11 protein-coding genes are annotated in these 19,261 nt (G+C 32.9%); 7 read left to right on the top strand and 4 right to left on the bottom strand.

Annotation, left to right across the window (positions count from 1 at the left end; translation table 11 throughout):
- The first annotated feature begins 28 nt into the window (after positions 1-28).
- The 3 genes from LG649_RS03920 to LG649_RS03910 all read left to right on the top strand — a co-directional run bounded on the left by LG649_RS03920 (position 29) and on the right by LG649_RS03910 (position 5,969).
- On the top strand, positions 29-2,587 hold the full coding sequence (locus LG649_RS03920) for a TonB-dependent receptor (protein WP_226541135.1): 2,559 nt from the start codon (positions 29-31) through the stop codon (positions 2,585-2,587).
- Positions 2,588-2,604: 17 nt separating this feature from the next.
- A complete protein-coding gene (locus LG649_RS03915; protein ID WP_226541133.1) occupies positions 2,605-4,290 on the top strand; it encodes a hypothetical protein in 1,686 nt (561 codons plus the stop codon).
- Positions 4,291-4,367: 77 nt separating this feature from the next.
- Complete coding sequence (locus tag LG649_RS03910; protein ID WP_226541131.1) at positions 4,368-5,969, top strand: Ig-like domain-containing protein; 1,602 nt, start codon at positions 4,368-4,370, stop codon at positions 5,967-5,969.
- Positions 5,970-6,018: 49 nt separating this feature from the next.
- Here the strand turns inward: LG649_RS03910 and gldD are convergent, their stop codons facing one another.
- From gldD to mutY, 4 genes are all read right to left on the bottom strand, one after another.
- Positions 6,019-6,597 (bottom strand): gliding motility lipoprotein GldD, encoded by a 579-nt coding sequence (gldD, locus tag LG649_RS03905; RefSeq protein ID WP_226541129.1) that lies wholly within the window; start codon positions 6,595-6,597, stop codon positions 6,019-6,021.
- A complete protein-coding gene (locus tag LG649_RS03900) occupies positions 6,597-7,901 on the bottom strand; it encodes a gliding motility-associated protein GldE (RefSeq protein WP_226541128.1) in 1,305 nt (434 codons plus the stop codon). Before LG649_RS03900 ends, gldD begins: the two co-directional genes overlap by 1 nt.
- A 21-nt stretch (positions 7,902-7,922) precedes the next feature.
- Positions 7,923-8,360 carry a single-stranded DNA-binding protein gene (locus LG649_RS03895; protein ID WP_226541127.1) on the bottom strand — a complete coding sequence of 146 codons (438 nt, stop codon included), beginning with the start codon at positions 8,358-8,360 and terminating at the stop codon, positions 7,923-7,925.
- A gap of 80 nt (positions 8,361-8,440) precedes the next feature.
- Positions 8,441-9,490: an A/G-specific adenine glycosylase gene (gene mutY / locus LG649_RS03890; protein ID WP_226541119.1), complete on the bottom strand. Its 1,050-nt coding sequence runs from the start codon at positions 9,488-9,490 to the stop codon at positions 8,441-8,443.
- 140 nt (positions 9,491-9,630) lie between these two features.
- On the opposite strand from mutY, the gene LG649_RS03885 reads away from it, so the two are divergent.
- The 4 genes from LG649_RS03885 to LG649_RS03870 form a co-directional block, all read left to right on the top strand.
- Complete coding sequence (locus LG649_RS03885) at positions 9,631-9,921, top strand: HU family DNA-binding protein (RefSeq protein ID WP_044633095.1); 291 nt, start codon at positions 9,631-9,633, stop codon at positions 9,919-9,921.
- A gap of 359 nt (positions 9,922-10,280) precedes the next feature.
- Positions 10,281-11,825, top strand: a complete 1,545-nt coding sequence (locus LG649_RS03880; RefSeq protein ID WP_226541116.1) for an Rne/Rng family ribonuclease — start codon at positions 10,281-10,283, stop codon at positions 11,823-11,825.
- 227 nt (positions 11,826-12,052) lie between these two features.
- A complete protein-coding gene (locus LG649_RS03875) occupies positions 12,053-12,511 on the top strand; it encodes a hypothetical protein (RefSeq protein WP_226541115.1) in 459 nt (152 codons plus the stop codon).
- A gap of 141 nt (positions 12,512-12,652) precedes the next feature.
- A partial coding sequence (locus tag LG649_RS03870; RefSeq protein WP_226541113.1) for a BspA family leucine-rich repeat surface protein occupies positions 12,653-19,261 on the top strand: 6,609 nt, incomplete at its 3' end.

Below are 19,261 nucleotides of genomic sequence, written 5' to 3'. Positions count from 1 at the left end.
AAAATAATAAATAACTTTTTTAAAAATTATGAGAAAATTTACTCAAAATTTATTAGCAGCTGTAGTGTTTTTATTCTCTGCGGTTGTTATGGCACAAAGTACTGTAACAGGTACAATTATGGAAGCAGGATCAAATCTTCCGCTACCAGGTGCAAACGTTATTGAAAAAGGTACTTCAAACGGGGTTGTAACAGATTTCGATGGTAACTTTTCATTAGCAACAAATCAGCCTTCTGGGGAACTAGTAATTACTTTTGTTGGTTACACTTCAAAAACCATCACTTTTTCTGACGGTGCTAGTTTAGGAAACATTTATTTAGAATCTAGCCAAGTAGGTCTTGATGAGATTCAAATTATTGCTTCGGTTGCAGTAGATAGAAAAACGCCAGTAGCTGTTTCTACCGTAAAAGCAGAAGATATTGAGATTAAATTAGGAACTCAAGAATTTCCAGAAATCCTAAAATCTACACCAGGTGTGTATGCTACCAAATCAGGTGGTGGTTTTGGTGACTCTAGAATTAACTTACGTGGTTTCGAGTCTGAAAACGTAGCTGTAATGATTAACGGTGTACCTGTTAACGACATGGAAAACGGTGCGGTATATTGGTCTAACTGGGCAGGTTTATCAGATGTTACACGTTCAATGCAAGTGCAACGTGGTTTAGGTGCTGCTAAAGTAGCTGTTCCTTCCATTGGAGGTACAATTAACATCTTAACAAAAACTACAGATCAAGAGGCTGGAGGAAACGTAACAACAACTATAGGTAATGCAGGTTACTTTAAAAGAGGTTTTACTTTATCTACAGGTTTAATGGATAACGGTTGGGCCGCAACAGCATCTTTTGCTAAATTAGATGGAGAAGGTTATATCGATGGTACTCAATTTGAGGGTTATAACTATTTTGTTAGTATCGCAAAAAAAATTGGTGAGAACCATACGCTTTCTCTAACTTCTTTTGGTGCGCCACAAGAGCATGGTCAAAGACAAAATAGAAGTTTGATTTCTAAATATCGTTCGGCAGAAAGTGGAATTAAATTTAACCCAGATTGGGGATATAAAAACGGACAGATTTTAAATACTGAAGATAACTTTTATCACAAATCTCAAACGTCTCTTAATCACCACTGGGATATTAACGATAATACATCTTTATCTACTGCAATTTATGCTTCTTGGGGTCGTGGAGGCGGCGGTGGTACTGCTGGTGAAAACCGTGACTTATTTAACTTAAGATTAGGAGCAGACGACCAACCAATCGATTTTGATTCTATCGTAGAAATTAACCAAGAAAATGCTGCAAATGGTGAAGAGTCTGAGGCTTACTTAAGAGCTTCAATTAATAGTCATAACTGGTTTGGTGGTCTTTCTACTTTAAAAACAGATTTAAACGAAAATTTAGTGTTTTTAGCAGGATTAGATATTAGATCATACAGAGGACTTCATTATTCTGAAATTACAGATTTATTAGGTGGTGATTTCGTTTTAGAAGATAGCGATGTTAACAACCCTAACAGAATTGCCAAGGTAGGTGATAAAAGAGATTACAATAACGATGGTGTTGTAGGATGGCAAGGTTTATTCGGTCAACTAGAGTATAGTAAAGATAAATTAGCAGGATTTGTTTCTTTATCTTTATCAAATACATCATATAAAAGAATTGATTATTTCCAATATTTAGATAACGATCCACTTCAAGAAACAGATAGATATAACTTTATGGGTTATATGATTAAAGGTGGTGCTAACTACAACCTTGATGGCAAAAATAATGTGTTTGCTAATATTGGTTATTTCGAAAAAGCGCCAGGATTCGATGCAGTTTTCTCAAACTTCGATAACGAATTAATTAACGATGATGCAGAAAATCAAAAAATATTTAGTGCAGAATTAGGATACGGCTTTAGAAGCTCTAAATTTAGAGCTAACGTAAACCTATATTACACAAGATGGAACGATAAAACAGATACCAGAAGTGTACCAGGTTCAAACGGTGAAAACTTTGTGTTTAACTTAACAGGAGTTAATGCATTGCACACAGGTATTGAGATTGATGCCGTATATCAACCTATAGATAAATTAACACTTACAGGTATGTTATCTGTTGGAGATTGGAAATGGGATGATAATATTGAAAATGTTCAAATTTTTGATGAAGACCAAAATGCCGTAGGCGATCCAATTAATATTGCTATGAAAGGTTTAAAAGTTGGTAATGCTGCTCAAACAACTGCTGCTTTATCTGCCGATTACAACTTCTTCGATAAAACGTACATAGGTCTTGATTTTAATTACTTTGGAGATAACTATGCAGATTTCGATCCAACAGGAAGACAATACGATGATGTTTCAGAAATTGATACAGCTCAAGCTTGGAAAATGCCAAATTATACTACAATGGATGCTAACTTCCGCTACGGTTTTGATTTGTTAGGTTTCGATTCAACAATTATACTTAACGTAAACAATATATTTAATACTGAGTATATTGCTGATGCTACTGATGGTTCCGGTCACACCTATGATACAGCATTAGTTTGGTATGGTTTCGGAAGAACTTATAGCCTTGGTGCTAAATTTAGATTTTAATTGAAAAAGAAATTATTATGAAAAAATTTATTTATTTATTAATACTAATCGTTGGGGGAGTATTTACTTCATGTAACCCAATGGAAGACATCTACGAAGAGCTTGATTCTCAAGAAACAGAAGGAATCGATTACTTAACAGGTGTTACGGATTACACATTAACAGATGATGACTACGATTTCCTAAGTTTAAGCTACGGAAACTTTAGTTCAGAAGATGAAGCAAGACTTTTAATTCCAGATCTATTAGCTGAAAGATTTCCTGTATGGGGAGAATCATCTTTAGCTAATGTAACTTATTTGCTTTACGATCCTTTATCTTTTGAAGATTATACGGTTACATCTTCAGATTATAGCGAATTAGGTCTAGAAGCTTTTACTTCAATGACAGATATTGAAAACTTTTTCGATTTAAGGTATGAAACTGCTGAAAAAGGAACATATGTGAATTTAACTTACGCTACTTTAGCCGATGTTATTTTATATGAAATTACAGGAGATGATTTTGATGCTATAGGATCTGCTTTGTCATCAACTTATCCAGATCCAGCAGAGAGTGCAGCAAACTATAGTAACTTCGATAGAAGAGAAGGTAATTCTGCCTATTGGAGTGATGATATGATTGTTGAAGCATTAAATGTAATTTTACCTACAGCCTCTCTTGGGCAGCAGTATAATGTAACTTTTGCTATTTACAATGGTTCAAGTGGAACTGAAACATTTTTAGTAGAATACAACGGAACAGCTTATGTAAAATTAACAGTAAACGAGTCTGAGCTTGTAGACGAAGATTACGATGCGATTGTTGCAGCCTTAAGCAGTACTTACCCAGACGCTACTACTAGTATGAATGACTACGGTAACTTCGAGAGAAGACCAACTAATGCTGCTTATTGGAGTGACGATATGATTGTTGAAGCTTTAAACGTTGTTTTAAGTGCAGGTGTTGAAGATGAAAGATATGCTGTAACTTTTGCAATTTACGACGGCGGTACAAATTTTACTGAAACTATGGATTTAACTTATTCTGGTGGAGTGTATATTAAATCACCTCAATTATTACTAGATGAAACTACATTATTTGTTTTAACAGATGGATGGGCAGAACCTTTTAGTATTTCTGAAGAAGCTTATACTGCAATGGGACAATCTTATCCTAATTTTGATGATGAAGATGAAGCCTTATATAAGTTAGCGATTTATTTATCTCAGCAATACCCTTATGCTTTCGAAGATGATATGATAGCTGTTGCTTACGATTTTTATAATGGTGATGAAACAGTAGTAGAATACGTGAATTTTGTATACGATGGTTCTTCTTGGAATGCTGTACAAAGTGTAATTGAACAGACACTTCAATTTGGTTACGAAGATGGTGCTTGGTTGCCAGATAACACTATTCAATATACTATGGTTGGTGCCGATTATACAACTATAGCTGCAGAATTTGCAGATGTTGATGGTTTTATAAGTGCCGCAGCAAGTATGGGTAGCTATGGTAACTACGATAGAAGAGAAGGTAATTCTGCGTATTGGAGCGATGAAATGATTCTAGAGACTATTAAGTTTTTATTAGATGAAATCGATCCTAGTGCAGAGGAAGGTCAAAAATATTCTGTATCATATGCAGTTTGGATTGGTTCTGATGCCTTCGAAACATTTAAAGTTATAAAAGAAAACGGAGAATGGGTTGATAATAACTAACCTAAAATTCAATTATAATATTTTGAAAAACCTCTTATTTTTAAGGGGTTTTTTTTACTTTTTTAATAAAATTTATTATGAAAAAATGTATTTATTTCATTGTTCTAATGGCAATATTTGGCTGTAGTGATAATTCAAGTGATAACACAGTGGAGCCACCAATAGCTTTAGACGATACTGTAACTACGCAAGAAAACACAGCTGTTATTATAGATGTATTAAATAACGATACCTTAATTAATAACGCCACTTTAAATGATTTCGATGCAGTATCTGTTAATGGAGGTAGTATCACACAATCTTCGAGCAAGTTAGTTTATACACCTTTAGATGGTTTTACAGGCACCGATACTTTCGAGTATACTATTTGCGATGGTTTCGCTAATCCTAATTGTGATACAGCTTCGGTTAGTATTACCGTAACCGATGAAGGCGATGCTATTGCAGTCGATGATGCTTTTGAGGTATTAGAAAATGCATCAATAACCTTTAATGTTTTAAGTAACGATACGTTATTAGATGGAGCAGAATTAACATCTGTAGACGCCAGTTCAACTAACGGTGAAGTTGTGTTAAATAATGATTATACAATATCATACACTTCAAATAACGGTTTTTCAGGCGAAGATACATTTACCTATACCTTATGTGATAATGACGAAACACCAACTTGTGTAACCGCTACAGTTACAATTACGGTAATAGATGAAGGTAACCCTGAAGCTTTTGATGATATTGTAAATATATCTGAAAATTCATCGAACATTACAATTAGTGTTTTGGAAAACGATACAGTAATTGACGACGCAGTTGTTTCTTCAATTGATAATGCATTATCTGTAGGTGCAGTAGTTTTAAACACAGATGGAACTGTTAGTTATACGCCACCAGCAGATTTTACAGGAACAGATTCTTTTACATATACTATATGTGACGACGATGCTACACCATATTGCTCAACGGCAACGGTAAATATTAAAATTATAACACCAATGGTGTTTAATATGCCATCAGAATTAATGGAGTATTATGAAGACGTAATTTTTACAACAGATACCGATGTAATGTTAAGTGAATTAGAAACTGTTACAGAAACAAAGCATACAACTAAACTTACTTATGGGCAACGCCATAACTATTTGTATGATGCAGACGAAGACATGAGTAACACAGATAATGTTGTATTAATATACAGTGGAGAAAGTAGGTATTGGGAAGAATATGATTCCCCAACAAATACTTATGAAATAACAAGTTTTAATACAGAGCATATTTATCCGCAGTCTTTGTTAAATGATAGTGAAGAAGCACCAAACGATATACATCATATGCGTGTATGCGATCAAAGTATAAATAGTCAGCGTAGTAATCATCCGTATCGAGAAGGTAGTGGGAGTTATTTACTAACTAACCAAGAATGGTATCCAGGAGATGATTGGAAAGGCGATGTGGCACGTATGGTTATGTATGTACATATTCGTTACGGCGATTCTTTTGCCGAAGTAGGTTCTTTAGAGTTGTTTTTAAAATGGAATGCAGAAGATCCTGTTTCAGAGTTCGAAAAACAACGTAACAACGTAATTTACGGTGCACAAGGAAACCGTAATCCGTTTATCGATAATCCTTATTTAGCAACGCTTATTTGGGGAGGCGATGCTGCCGAAAATACTTGGGAGTAGATAATATTTATAATAAAATAAAAAGCCAGAGTTTATTTCTCTGGCTTTTTTATTTCCATTGTAATGATTCCATTAAGCGCTTAACATCGTTTTGTAAATATTGAGCTGCAGGATAAATAGAATCGTAGTTGGGTTTAGCATAAAAATAAACAGATCCAGTTATGAAATGATTTATACTATCGGTAACATAAAATTGTGCTGGAGAGGCTACGTCTCCTTTAACTTCAGATAATAATCCATAAACTTTTCTACTACTATCTTCGTAAGGGTAAGCAGGAATCTCATCGGCTTTTTGGGTGTGTTCTAAAGTAAACTTTTGTGCGTCTTTTAAATAATCTTTTAAATTTTGTTGATTATTTTCAATGGCTTTATAGGTTATAAATATAGTGCCTTTTAATGCTGGATATTCTAAATTAAGACCATAACTTTTAGTTGTAGATTTTAAAGGTTTTATTTTAATCTTTTCAGCTATCAGATTTTTATCGAAAGTAAAAGGTAAATCTAAATTAGTGGTAACGTAATTTGTTTCTGGAAAATCTAAACGTAACTGGGCTTTTGGTTTGGGTTTATAGTCTTCGTTACATGAAAAACAAATAACTAAAAGTATTATGTACGTATATTTTATCATTACAAAATTGTGAATTTTACTAATTTAATACGTTTTTTATCCATAGCTTCAATAGTAAAAACGTAGTTTTCAAAATTTATTTTACTGTTTAGTTTTGGGAAACTACCTGAAATTTCTAGAACAAAACCAGCAATAGTTTCAGCTTCACCTTTATTTTCTTCAAAAGGAGTGTCGTCTTCTAGTTTTATTATTTTGTAAATATCTTTTAAAGTTGTTTTTCCTTCAAAAATATAATTATTTTCATCTAGTTTAGAGTATGTTAGGTCTTCATCATCAAACTCGTCACTAATATCACCAACAATTTCTTCTATAATATCTTCTAAAGAAATAAGTCCAGATGTGCCACCATATTCATCAACAACAACAGCTAAGTGCACTTTTTTCTCTTGAAATTCGGCCATTAAATCGTCAAGTTTTTTGTTTTCGGGCACAAAAAAGGGTTCGCGTAATAAGCTTGTCCAATCAAATTGTTTTCGGTCTACATATGGTAATAGGTCTTTAACGTAAAGTATGCCTTCAATAGTATCTATATTGTCTTTATAAACTGGTATTCTGGAATAACCATTGTTTACAATTTCAGGCATGATTTCGCTATATTTTTGATCTATATTTAGTGCAAAAATATCTATGCGTGGGCGCATAACTTGTTTTGTATCGGTATTGCCAAACGATACAATACCTTGTAGAATTTTGTGTTCTTCTTTTGTGGTGTCTTCTTCACTTGTAAGTTCTAATGCTTGAGAAAGTTGGTCTATACTTAGGTTAGATTTTTGTTTTCCTAATTTATTATGAATAGCCAAAGTTACACTGCGCATAGGTAGGCTAATGGGAGATAAAATTACATCTAGAACTCGTAAAGGGAATGCCATAAACATAGCAAATTTAACATTGTTTCTGCTGGCATAAATTTTGGGTAAAATTTCACCAAAAAGTAAAATTAAAAAGGTAACTACAACAACTTCTAAAATAAACTTAACTTGTACGCTGGTAATACCTCCAAACATAAAATCGCCTAAAAAGGCAAACAAAATAACTACAGCTATATTTATAAAATTATTGGCCACAAGTATAGTAGCGAGTAGTTTTTTGGGGCGTTCTAAGAGTTGTAATATAATTTGAATGGGTTTAGATTTTTCATCAAAACCATCTTCTAAATCTGTTTTGCTAATTGAAAATAATGCTACCTCTGCACCAGAAATTAATGCAGAACAAATTAACAGTAAAAAAAGCAAGGCAAAGCCAAGTACAACTGAAACATCAATTGATAAAAGTGGAGTTATTAAACTGGCAGGGTCGGGATCCAATTATGGTTAATTTAGTTAAACTTAAAAAGGAAGATCATCATCGCTTTCAACAGGTTCAACAGGTTTTGTTTGTGTGGCCTGTGGTTTTTGTTGTGTTGCTATAGATGTATTTTCACTTTCATTTTTTGTGGTAAGAAAAGTAAAGTCTGTACATTGTATTTCGGTAGCGTATCTATCGTTACCTTTTTCGTCTTGCCACTTTCTGGTTTTTAAACGTCCTTCAATATAAACTTTATCGCCTTTGTTTAAATATTTTTCACAAATTTCGGCACCTTTATTTCTTACTACTATGTTATGCCATTCGGTGTTTGTAACGCGTTCATTTGTTTGCTTATTTGTGTAGGTTTCGTTGGTAGCTAAAGGAAACCTACCTACACAGCCACCACCTTCAAAGTAGTGCATTTTCACTTCATCTCCTAGGTGGCCAATTAGCATAACTTTATTTAAGGTTCCGGACATAATATTTTTGTTTAAAAGACAGCAAATGTAACTATTTGTATGTCAATTTTAAAATTAATAAAAAAATATGATTGAAGGTGTTAAACTAAATTAAAATTAAACGATTCTATAAAATTGCTAATTAAAACAGGAACAGGGTAATTTTTAATTTTAGTAATAGGAATGGTGTTCCCCTCAAGCTTATCAATGTTAATTATCCAGAACTTGGTGTACAAATGTTGATGCGATAATTTGTGTATTACAGGTTGACTGTTATATAATGAGAGTTGAAATTTTTTATTTTTTAAAAATGTATAACTTTTAATAACATCATTTAATGTTTTAGCGTTTATAGGTTTTTTAGTTTCAATTAAAGGAAACTGATGTAAGTTTTGCCAAATACCTTTACCTTCTCTTTTTTCCAGTATAGTTTGGTTGTCTTTGGTAATGTAAATTAGGAAATTAAAATATTTTTTCTTGGCCTTAACAGCTTTAGTTTTTACGGGTAAAGCATCTATTTTTTTTAAGCTTAAGGCTAAGCAACTATTATTTAGTGGGCACGAATTACAGTCTGGGTTTTTTGGTTTGCATTGTTTTGCACCAAATTCCATAATGGCTTGGTTAAAAAGTGCAGGGTCTTTTTTGTTTATAAGCTCTTGTGCTAAGCTTTTAAATTCTTTGGCACCCTTACTTGAATTAATGGGAGTGTCAATATTAAAATATCTTGATAGTACTCGGTATACGTTCCCATCAACCACAGCTGTAACCTCATTAAAACAAATTGATGCTATTGCACTTGCAGTGTAATCGCCAATACCTTTTAGTTTTATTATATCTTTATAAGTGTTAGGAAACACCCCATTAAATTCGTTTACAATGTGTTTTGCGGTGGCATGTAAATTTCTAGCACGCGAATAATAACCTAAACCTTGCCATAGTTTTAAAACATTGTTTTCTGGAGCATTTGCTAAGTGAAAAATAGTAGGATATTTGCTTACAAAAGCTTCGTAATAAGGTAACCCTTGCTTAACTTGAGTTTGCTGTAAAATAATTTCGGAGAGCCATATTTTATAAGGGTTTACGGTTTTTCTCCAAGGTAAGTCTCGCTTATTTGTTGAGTACCAATATATTATTGATTTAGTAAAGTTCATGAGCTGTTTTATATAGAGCAAACAAAAATAAACGTTTATGATATTAAATTTTAGTGAATTAGGTTTGAAATATTGAATATTAAATTCCTATATTTGCATCCCTTTAAAATTAATAGTAACCCAAATAAAAAATATTAAGTATGACTAAGGCTGATTTAGTAGCAAAAATTTCTGAGAAGTTAGGAATTGAAAAAGGAGATGTACAAGCAACTGTTGAATCGTTTATGGATGAGGTAAAAACTTCTTTAGAAAGTGGAGATAATGTTTACCTAAGAGGGTTTGGTAGCTTTATTATTAAAACTAGAGCTGAAAAAACAGGGAGAAATATTTCTAAAAATACTACTATAAAAATTCCTGCTCACAACATTCCTGCATTTAAACCTGCAAAAGTTTTTGTTGAGGGGGTTAAAACAAATGTAGACGTTAAGTAAAACAAAATGGCTGTTTTCCGGATTTAGTTGGAATTCAGTTTTAAAATAATTATTAATTTAAAAAGACAACTATTTATGCCAAGTGGTAAAAAACGTAAAAGACATAAGGTAGCGACGCACAAACGTAAGAAACGTAGACGCGCTAACCGTCACAAAAAGAAAAAATAAATCAAAAAAAGTAGTTAGTGATTGACTACTTTTTTTTTGATTTTAAAAAAACAAACAAGTTCTTTGAAATGAGTTCACTATTTTTTAGCATCTAAACCGGTGCTTTTGAACTCCACGGATTAAATCCTGTGACAAAAAATAATGTATAATCCATCTGTCACACTATTACGTGATGGATTAAAATTAACAAAATGGATAAAGAATTGATTATTCGATCTGGTTCTGAAAATGTTGATTTTGCCTTATTAAAAGATGGAAAACTTATTGAATTACAGAAAGATGAAGGTGAGAATAAATTTTCGGTTGGCGATGTGTTTATAGCCAAAATAAGAAAAACTGTTCCTGGTCTTAATGCTGCATTTGTTAATGTAGGTTACGAGAAAGATGCATTTTTGCATTATCACGATTTAGGGCCAAAATTACCTTCTCTTTTAAAATTCACAAAACGTGTAAGCACAGGTAAACTAAAAGATTTTTCTTTAAAAAATTTCCCATTTGAAAAAGATATTGATAAAGGCGGCAAAATTGTAGACGTCCTAAAATCAAATCAATCGTTATTGGTACAAATAGTAAAAGAACCTATATCTACAAAAGGGCCTAGAATAAGCAGCGAGCTTTCTATAGCCGGTAGATATATTGTTTTAGTACCTTTTTCTAATCGTATTTCTATTTCTCAAAAAATTGAAGACAAAGAAGAAAAAGATAGGCTAAAACGTTTAGTAAAAAGCATAACACCAGCAGGTTTTGGTGTTATTGTTCGTACCGTAGCACAAGGCAAAAAAGTAGCTGAACTAGATAAAGATTTACAAAACTTGCTTAGTCGCTGGACAGCAATGAGTAAAAAGCTACACAAAGCACATCATCCTACAAAAGTTTTAGGTGAAATGAATAAAGCCTCGTCTATTCTTCGAGATATATTCAACGATACCTTTACAGGAATTACAGTAGATGACGAAGAGCTTTACATTCAAATTAAAGATTATTTGCAAGAAATTGCACCAAACAAAGAATCAATAGTTAAATTATATCAATCTAAAGTTCCAATTTTTGAAAAATTTGGAATTGAAAGACAAATTAAAACTTCCTTTGGAAAAACCGTATCTATGTCTAAAGGTGCCTATTTGGTAATTGAACATACCGAGGCCCTTCATGTTGTAGATGTAAATAGCGGTAACAGATCTAACAAAGCTAACAACCAAGAGGAAACTGCACTTGAAGTTAATCTAATAGCGGCAACAGAAATAGCCCGCCAATTACGCTTGCGTGACATGGGTGGTATAATTGTAGTCGATTTTATAGATATGACAAATTCGCAAAATAGGCAAAAGCTTTTCAATCATTTAAGAGATGAAATGAAAGATGATAGGGCTAAACACAAAATATTGCCTCCAAGTAAATTTGGATTGATACAAATAACAAGACAACGTGTACGTCCTGAGCTAGATATTAAAACTCGGGAAGAAAATCCTAATGGTGCCAATGGCGCCGAAATAGAAGCACCAATTGGTGTTGTACAAAAAATAACGCACGACCTTGAAAAACTATTTAAAAAAGACTATACAAAGGTGACTCTAAACACACACCCTTTTATAGCAGCCTTCTTAACAAAAGGTTTTCCATCAGTACGTTCTAAATGGTTTTTAGAACATAAAAAATGGGTGAAAATTTTACCAAGAGATGCTTACACATACCTAGAATATCATTTTTTTGATAAAAATGGTAAACAAATTAAATAATAAAAAAACCCGTTAAATGTAAAATTTAACGGGTTTTTTTATTTAGTAAAATTTAATAAATATTCACCTCTCTCTCGTCTCCCTGTTTTCAGGGGGTAAATTTTCCCTGAAAAACGTGATTTAAATGAGCTTCTCAAAAACTTACCTTTGCTGCTTAATAATTTAAGTAAAAAAATGTTTAATCATCTCTTTATTTAAGAGTTGTGTGTAACTAAAATAAAATCAATATGAATAATAATCAAAATGAAATCAAATTATCATCTAATTGGACTAATATTGGACTGTATGGAGGAAGTGTGTTAGTGCTTTTTATGATTCCTGTTCTAATCTCAGTAATAAAAGAACAAAAATTCAATGGTGGAATGGTAATTGGCGGAATAGTTTTTGTTGCTCTGGTTGGCTTTTTAATTTATCAATTTATATATGTATGTAATGCTAAAATAATAGGAGATAAAATTGTACTTAAAAAGAAATTCAAACCATCTAAATCATATAATTTTGATAGAATTGGGTATCCAAAATCTTTTCAATTGAAAAGGACGAAATATATAACTGTAGAAATGAGAAATGATGATAGTACAGTTGAAAAATATTTAATTGTAAATTCAAAATCCTTACTCTCCTTTGAAAATAAGGATGCTGAAAAGACATTGATTAGTTTAATAAATTCTGTAAAAAAACAATAAACTATACGCAACGCGGTGTTTAAAATATAACTATAAACAACTTAACCAGAAAGGTTTGTGCGTATTTATAAAGTTGGCCAACTTCTTAATTTGGCTTTTTAAAAGTTTATTTACAATAAATAATTAAAGATAAAATAGATTATGCGAAAAAAGTATCTTGTATACTTTATTTTTTTTATAGGACTAAATGTTTTTTCTCAAAATTTTAGATCTATATGGAATACAAGTAATATAGAAACGGGATCTTCAGCAGATAACCAAATTACCATCCCAACAAATCCTGTTTTTACAACATATAATTATAATGTAAATTGGGGAGACGGTACTTCAGATACTGGAATTACAGGTAATATTACTCACAATTACACCACACCAGGAACTTATACTATAGAAATTAGTGGCGATTTTCCCGCTATCTATTTTAACGATGGCGGTGATAAAATTAAAATTATTCAAATTCTTGAATGGGGCTCGTCTATAGAATGGCAAACCATGGAAAATGCTTTTTATGGTTGTGAAAATATGAATTTTGATTTAATTGATGCTCCAGATTTATCGCAAGTAACAAGTTTACAAAACATGTTTAGGGGGTGTACTTTATTTAATGGAATTTTAAATAATTGGGATATTAGTACTATTACAAATTTATCTGGAATTTTTAGAGAATGTAGTACGTTTAATAGGCCTTTGGATTTGTGGAACACAGCTGCAGTTACAGATATGTCTGAAACGTTTTTTTCTGCCCAAAGTTTTAATGAACCATTAGATAACTGGAGAACAGCTGCGGTAGCTACAATGTATGGAATGTTTTATAATGCGGTTGCATTTAATCAAGATATTAATGGTTGGGATGTTAGTAATGTTACAAACATGTCTGGGATGTTTTATTCTGCAAAAAGTTTTAGTCAACCCTTAAATAATTGGGTGGTTTCTAATGTTACAGATATGTCCTATATGTTTGCTTTCTCGGTGTTTAACCAATCTATAGATAATTGGATAGTTTCAAATGTTACAGATATGTCTGGAATGTTTCAGAGAGATAGAGTATTTAATCAACCTTTAAATAGTTGGGATGTTAGTAGTGTAACTAACATGAATAGAATGTTCGACGGGTTTTACCTCAGCATGCAATTTAATCAGCCATTAAACAATTGGGTTGTTAGTAATGTTGAAAACATGAGTTATATGTTTCGAGATGCGAGAAATTTTAATCAAGATATAAGTAATTGGGCTGTAGCTAATGTTACCAATATGCAAGGTATGTTTGATAGTGCATCTACTTTTAATCAAGATATAAGTGGTTGGGTAGTAAGTAGCGTTACTAACATGAGCGAAATGTTTTCTTCTGCTTCTGCTTTTAATCAAGATATAAATGGTTGGATAGTAACTAGCGTTACTGATATGAGCGAAATGTTTTATTATGCTTCTACTTTTAATCAACCATTAAACAATTGGGATACATCTAACGTTTCAAACATGTCTAGAATGTTTTCTTCTGCATCAAGCTTTAATCAACCTTTAAATTTATGGGATGTAAGCAATGTTACAAACATGAGTTATATGTTTAATAATGCAGATGCGTTTAATCAAGATATAAGTGGTTGGGATGTTAGTAAAGTTAGCAACATGAGCTATATGTTTAGTGGTGCAGATGTTTTTAATCAGGATATAAGCGGTTGGCTTGTTAGTAGTGTTACTAATATGAGTAGTATGTTTAACAGTGCTATTTTGTTTAATCAAAATATTGGAAGTTGGGATATTTCAAATGTTAGTAATATGTTGGGGATGCTTTCAAGTAGTGGTATTTCTCAAGAAAATTATGACGATATTTTAATAGCATGGTCTTCTCAAGCTGTTAAAACGGGTGTAGATTTAGGGGCTACTAATTTAAAATATTGCGATGCTTTAAACCAAAGGCAAAGTTTAATTGATAATTATGGATGGACAATTTCTGGTGATCTAGTAAATTGTTCAAATGTTTTTTGTACACAAATTTTGGCTCCACGAGCAAGTGATACCGCAATTCCCGCCAATAGCCACATTATTTGGGAGGCAACACCAAATGCAACAGGATATACTGTTACTTTAGAGGTAGAGCGAGCAGGAGCTCGTGGTTATGTGATTTTTGGCGGAAATATACTAAATAATTACGATGTTGGTAATGTAACAGGTATAGGTTTTTCTAATGATTTTTTTGAAGCAGGAGATATTATTTATATAACAGTTGTGCCTTATAATGATTTAGGTCCGGCAACGGGTTGTAGCGAAGTAAGTTTTTCTGTTGTAGATAGTTGGGTAGATAGTCCTGATGCTTTTAAACTAACATTTGACACCACCCTTACAGATGTTTATTCTAGTGATAATGATCAAATTAAAATAGGAGCAAATAGTAGTTATAGTTATAATTATTCTATCGACTGGGGAGATGGACAGTACAACAATAATGTTACAGGTTCAATAACACATACATATGCAATACCTGGAGAATATACAGTATCAATAATAGGAGATTACCCAGCACATTATAATTATTATACTACAGGAGACTCTAACAAATTAATATCTATAGATCAATGGGGGTCACAAGTTTGGGAATCAATGAGACGTGCATTTCGTGATTGTGATAACATGGAATATAAAGCTTCAGATATTCCCAATCTTACGAATGTAACTAATATGGAATATATGTTTTATGGCTGTAGGTCATTTAATTCTTATATAAATGATTCAGGTAATGAAGAGCAAAGTAACATAATTAATTGGGATGTTAGTAGTGTTGAAAACATGAGTTACATGTTTTATAATGCGGTTGCATTTAACCAAGATATTAATGGTTGGGATGTTAGTAGTGTTGAAAACATGAGTTACATGTTTTATAATGCGGTTGCATTTAACCAAGATATTAATGGTTGGGATGTTAGTAATGTTACAAACATGTCTAGGATGTTTTCATCAACAAATAGTTTTAACCAACCTTTAAATTCCTGGATTGTTGGAAATGTAATAACCATGGAAGGTATGTTTACTTATTCTAATGCTTTTAACCAATCTTTAAATGGTTGGGATGTTTCAAAAGTAGAAAACATGTCTAGTATGTTTTATAATGCAGAAGCTTTTAATGGTGAAATAGATAGTTGGGATGTTTCGTCTGTAATAACAATGTATCGAATGTTTAGAGAAGCCACAGTGTTTAATCAACCGTTAAATAGTTGGGACACACCTGTGTTGTTAAGTACAAATGAAATGTTTTATGAAGCAGATGCTTTTAACCAACCATTAGATGATTGGGATGTCTCTAAAGTAACCAATATGTCATCTATGTTTTACGGTGCCGATAACTTTAATCAAAATATAGATAGTTGGAATGTAACGGAAGTAACCAATATGTCATCTATGTTTAGTTACGCTACTAGCTTTAATGAACCCTTAAATAGCTGGGATGTAAATTCTGTAGTAAATATGTCTAGCATGTTTCATGGAGCTTCTGTTTTTAATCAACCATTAAATGAATGGGATGTAAGTGCCGTGGCAAACATGAGTAATATGTTTGAAGATGCTATAGTGTTTAATCAACTTTTAACCTGGGATTTAAGTTCTGTAACATTAATGCCATCAATGTTTGAAGGAGCTTTGGTATACAACCAAGCAATGGATTGGAATGTTTCTGTAGTAACCAATTTCGAATCCATGTTTAAAAATGCAGAAGCTTTTAATCAACCATTAAATTCATGGGATACAGGCGAAGCATTAACCATGGAGGCAATGTTTTATGGAGCTACACTTTTTAATGAACCCTTAAATAACTGGAACACTTCTTTTGTAAAGAACATGCAAGATATGTTTAGAGAAGCACAAGCCTTTAATCAACCTCTAACAGTATGGAATGTTGCTTCTGTAACTACTATGGAAAATATGTTTCAAGATGCAATTAATTTTAATGGAGATTTAAACGGATGGAACGTTAGAGCCGTAACTACAATGGAAGATATGTTTAACGGCGCTTCAAGCTTTAATAAACCAATAAATAGTTGGAGAACTAATAATGTTATTTCAATGAAAGGTATGTTCCAGGAGGCAAGTACTTTTAACCAATCTTTAAGTGAATGGCTAATTGGAGATGTAACAATGGAAGATATGTTTCATGATGCTATAAGTTTTGATCAATATATAGGAGATTGGGATGTAACAGGAGTAAATGATATGTCAAATATGCTGGACGACACGGCATTAACTCGCGAAAATTACGATAATACTTTAATAGCTTGGTCAGAACAAATATTAACTCCAGGAATTACGTTAGGGGCTAAGTCATTAGTGTATTGTGATGCTAAAGATGAAAGACAATCCATGATTGATAATTATGGATGGACATTTAGTTTAGACGTTTTAGATTGTCCAATTCCAGAATGTACACAATTAGTGTCTCCAGTAAACGGCGATATAAATGTACCTGTTAATGCAAATATTACTTGGGAACATGTACTATATGCAGAAGGGTATTATTTAACAGTAGGAACTACTTCTGGAGGTAACGATATATTAGATAGAGAAACGGTTACTAATGAAACCTTTTATGAATTTGCAGCAGACTTCAATATTGGTGATGTTGTATATGTAACCATAATTCCTTTTAATTATATTGGAGAAGCAATTGGGCCTTGTGCAGAAGAAAGTTTTACAATATCTAATAGTCCGGCTACAATACCAAATTGTACATCACTTATATCTCCTATAGATGGCTCTGAAGATATAGAAGTTTCTACTGATTTAAGTTGGAATGCTATTTCAAATGCAGACGGTTATCAATTAACAGTAGGAACAACACCAGGAGGTAGTGATATTGTAAATAACGAAGATGTTGGTAATATTACAGTATACGATTTTACAACAGATTTACCTGAAGATACCAATATTTATGTATCCATAATCCCTTATAATGATGAGGGTGATGCTTCTGGCTGTTTAGAAGAGTCTTTTAAAACTGAACTTATTCCAGTAGTGCCTTTATGTACAACACTAATAAGTCCATTAAACGGCGCAATAAATGTAGGAACAACTAATCTGGAAATAAGCTGGAATAGTGTTGTAGATGCTACAGGCTACTTAATAAGTGTTGGTATTACACCTGGAGGTATAGAAGTTCTTAATAGTATTGATAATGGTAATGCAACAACTTATACTTTTTCTGATGATTTAGAAGCTAATAGAAAACATTATGTAACCATCACGCCATACAATGCAGTAGGTGATGCGGTAGGTTGTACTGAAGAAAGTTTTACAACTGCAGCAATTCCTACTTCTGCTCCAATGTGTACAGCATTAACAAGTCCGTTAAACGGTTCAACAGATGTTTCAATAACTACCAATTTATCATGGACAGCTATTTCAGATGCTACAGGTTATAAGCTAACAGTAGGAACAACATCAGGAGGGACAGATATTTTAAATGCAGAAGATGTTGGTAATGTATTAACCTACGATTTCGTATCAGATTTACCAGAAACGTCTGAGATTTATGTTACCATAACGCCTTATAATGTAGTAGGCGATGCAGTAAGTTGTACAGAAGAAAGCTTCAGTACAGAAACACTTCCAACAGTTCCAATGTGTACAGCATTAACAAGTCCGTTAAACGGTTCAACAGATGTTTCAATAACTACCAATTTATCATGGACAGCTATTTCAGATGCTACAGGTTATAAGCTAACAGTAGGAACAACATCAGGAGGGACAGATATTTTGAATGCCGAAGATGTTGGTAATGTATTAACCTACGATTTCGTATCAGATTTACCAGAAACGTCTGATATTTACGTAAGCATAACGCCATACAATGCTGTAGGCGATGCAGTAAGTTGTGCAGAAGAAAGTTTCAGTACAGAAACACTTCCAACAGTTCCAATGTGTACAGCATTAACAAGTCCGTTAAACGGTTCAACAGATGTTTCAATAACTACCAATTTATCATGGACAGCTATTTCAGATGCTACAGGTTATAAGCTAACAGTAGGTACAACATCAGGGGGAATAGATATTTTGAATGCCGAAGATGTTGGTAATGTATTAACCTACGATTTCGTATCAGATTTACCAGAAACGTCTGATATTTACGTAAGCATAACGCCTTACAATGCTGTAGGCGATGCAGTAAGTTGTGCAGAAGAAAGTTTCAGTACAGAAACACTTCCAACAGTTCCAATGTGTACAGCATTAACAAGTCCGTTAAACGGTTCAACAGATGTTTCAATAACTACCAATTTATCATGGACAGCTATTTCAGATGCTACAGGTTATAAGCTAACAGTAGGTACAACATCAGGAGGGACAGATATTTTAAATGCCGAAGATGTTGGTAATGTATTAACCTACGATTTCGTATCAGATTTACCAGAGACCACAACTATTTACGTAAGCATAACGCCATACAATGCTGTAGGCGATGCAGTAAGTTGTGCAGAAGAAAGTTTCAGTACAGAAACACTTCCAACAGTTCCAATGTGTACAGCATTAACAAGTCCGTTAAACGGTTCAACAGATGTTTCAATAACTACCAATTTATCATGGACAGCTATTTCAGATGCTTCAGGTTATAAGCTAACAGTAGGTACAACATCAGGGGGAATAGATATTTTGAATGCAGAAGATGTTGGCAATGTATTAACCTACGATTTCGTATCAGATTTACCAGAGACCACAACTATTTACGTAAGCATAACGCCTTACAATGCTGTAGGCGATGCAGTAAGTTGT

The organism is Neotamlana laminarinivorans, assembly GCF_020523925.1.
GTDB classification, from domain to species: Bacteria; Bacteroidota; Bacteroidia; order Flavobacteriales; family Flavobacteriaceae; genus Neotamlana; species Neotamlana laminarinivorans.
This window is presented reverse-complemented; position numbering and strand designations above follow the sequence as displayed.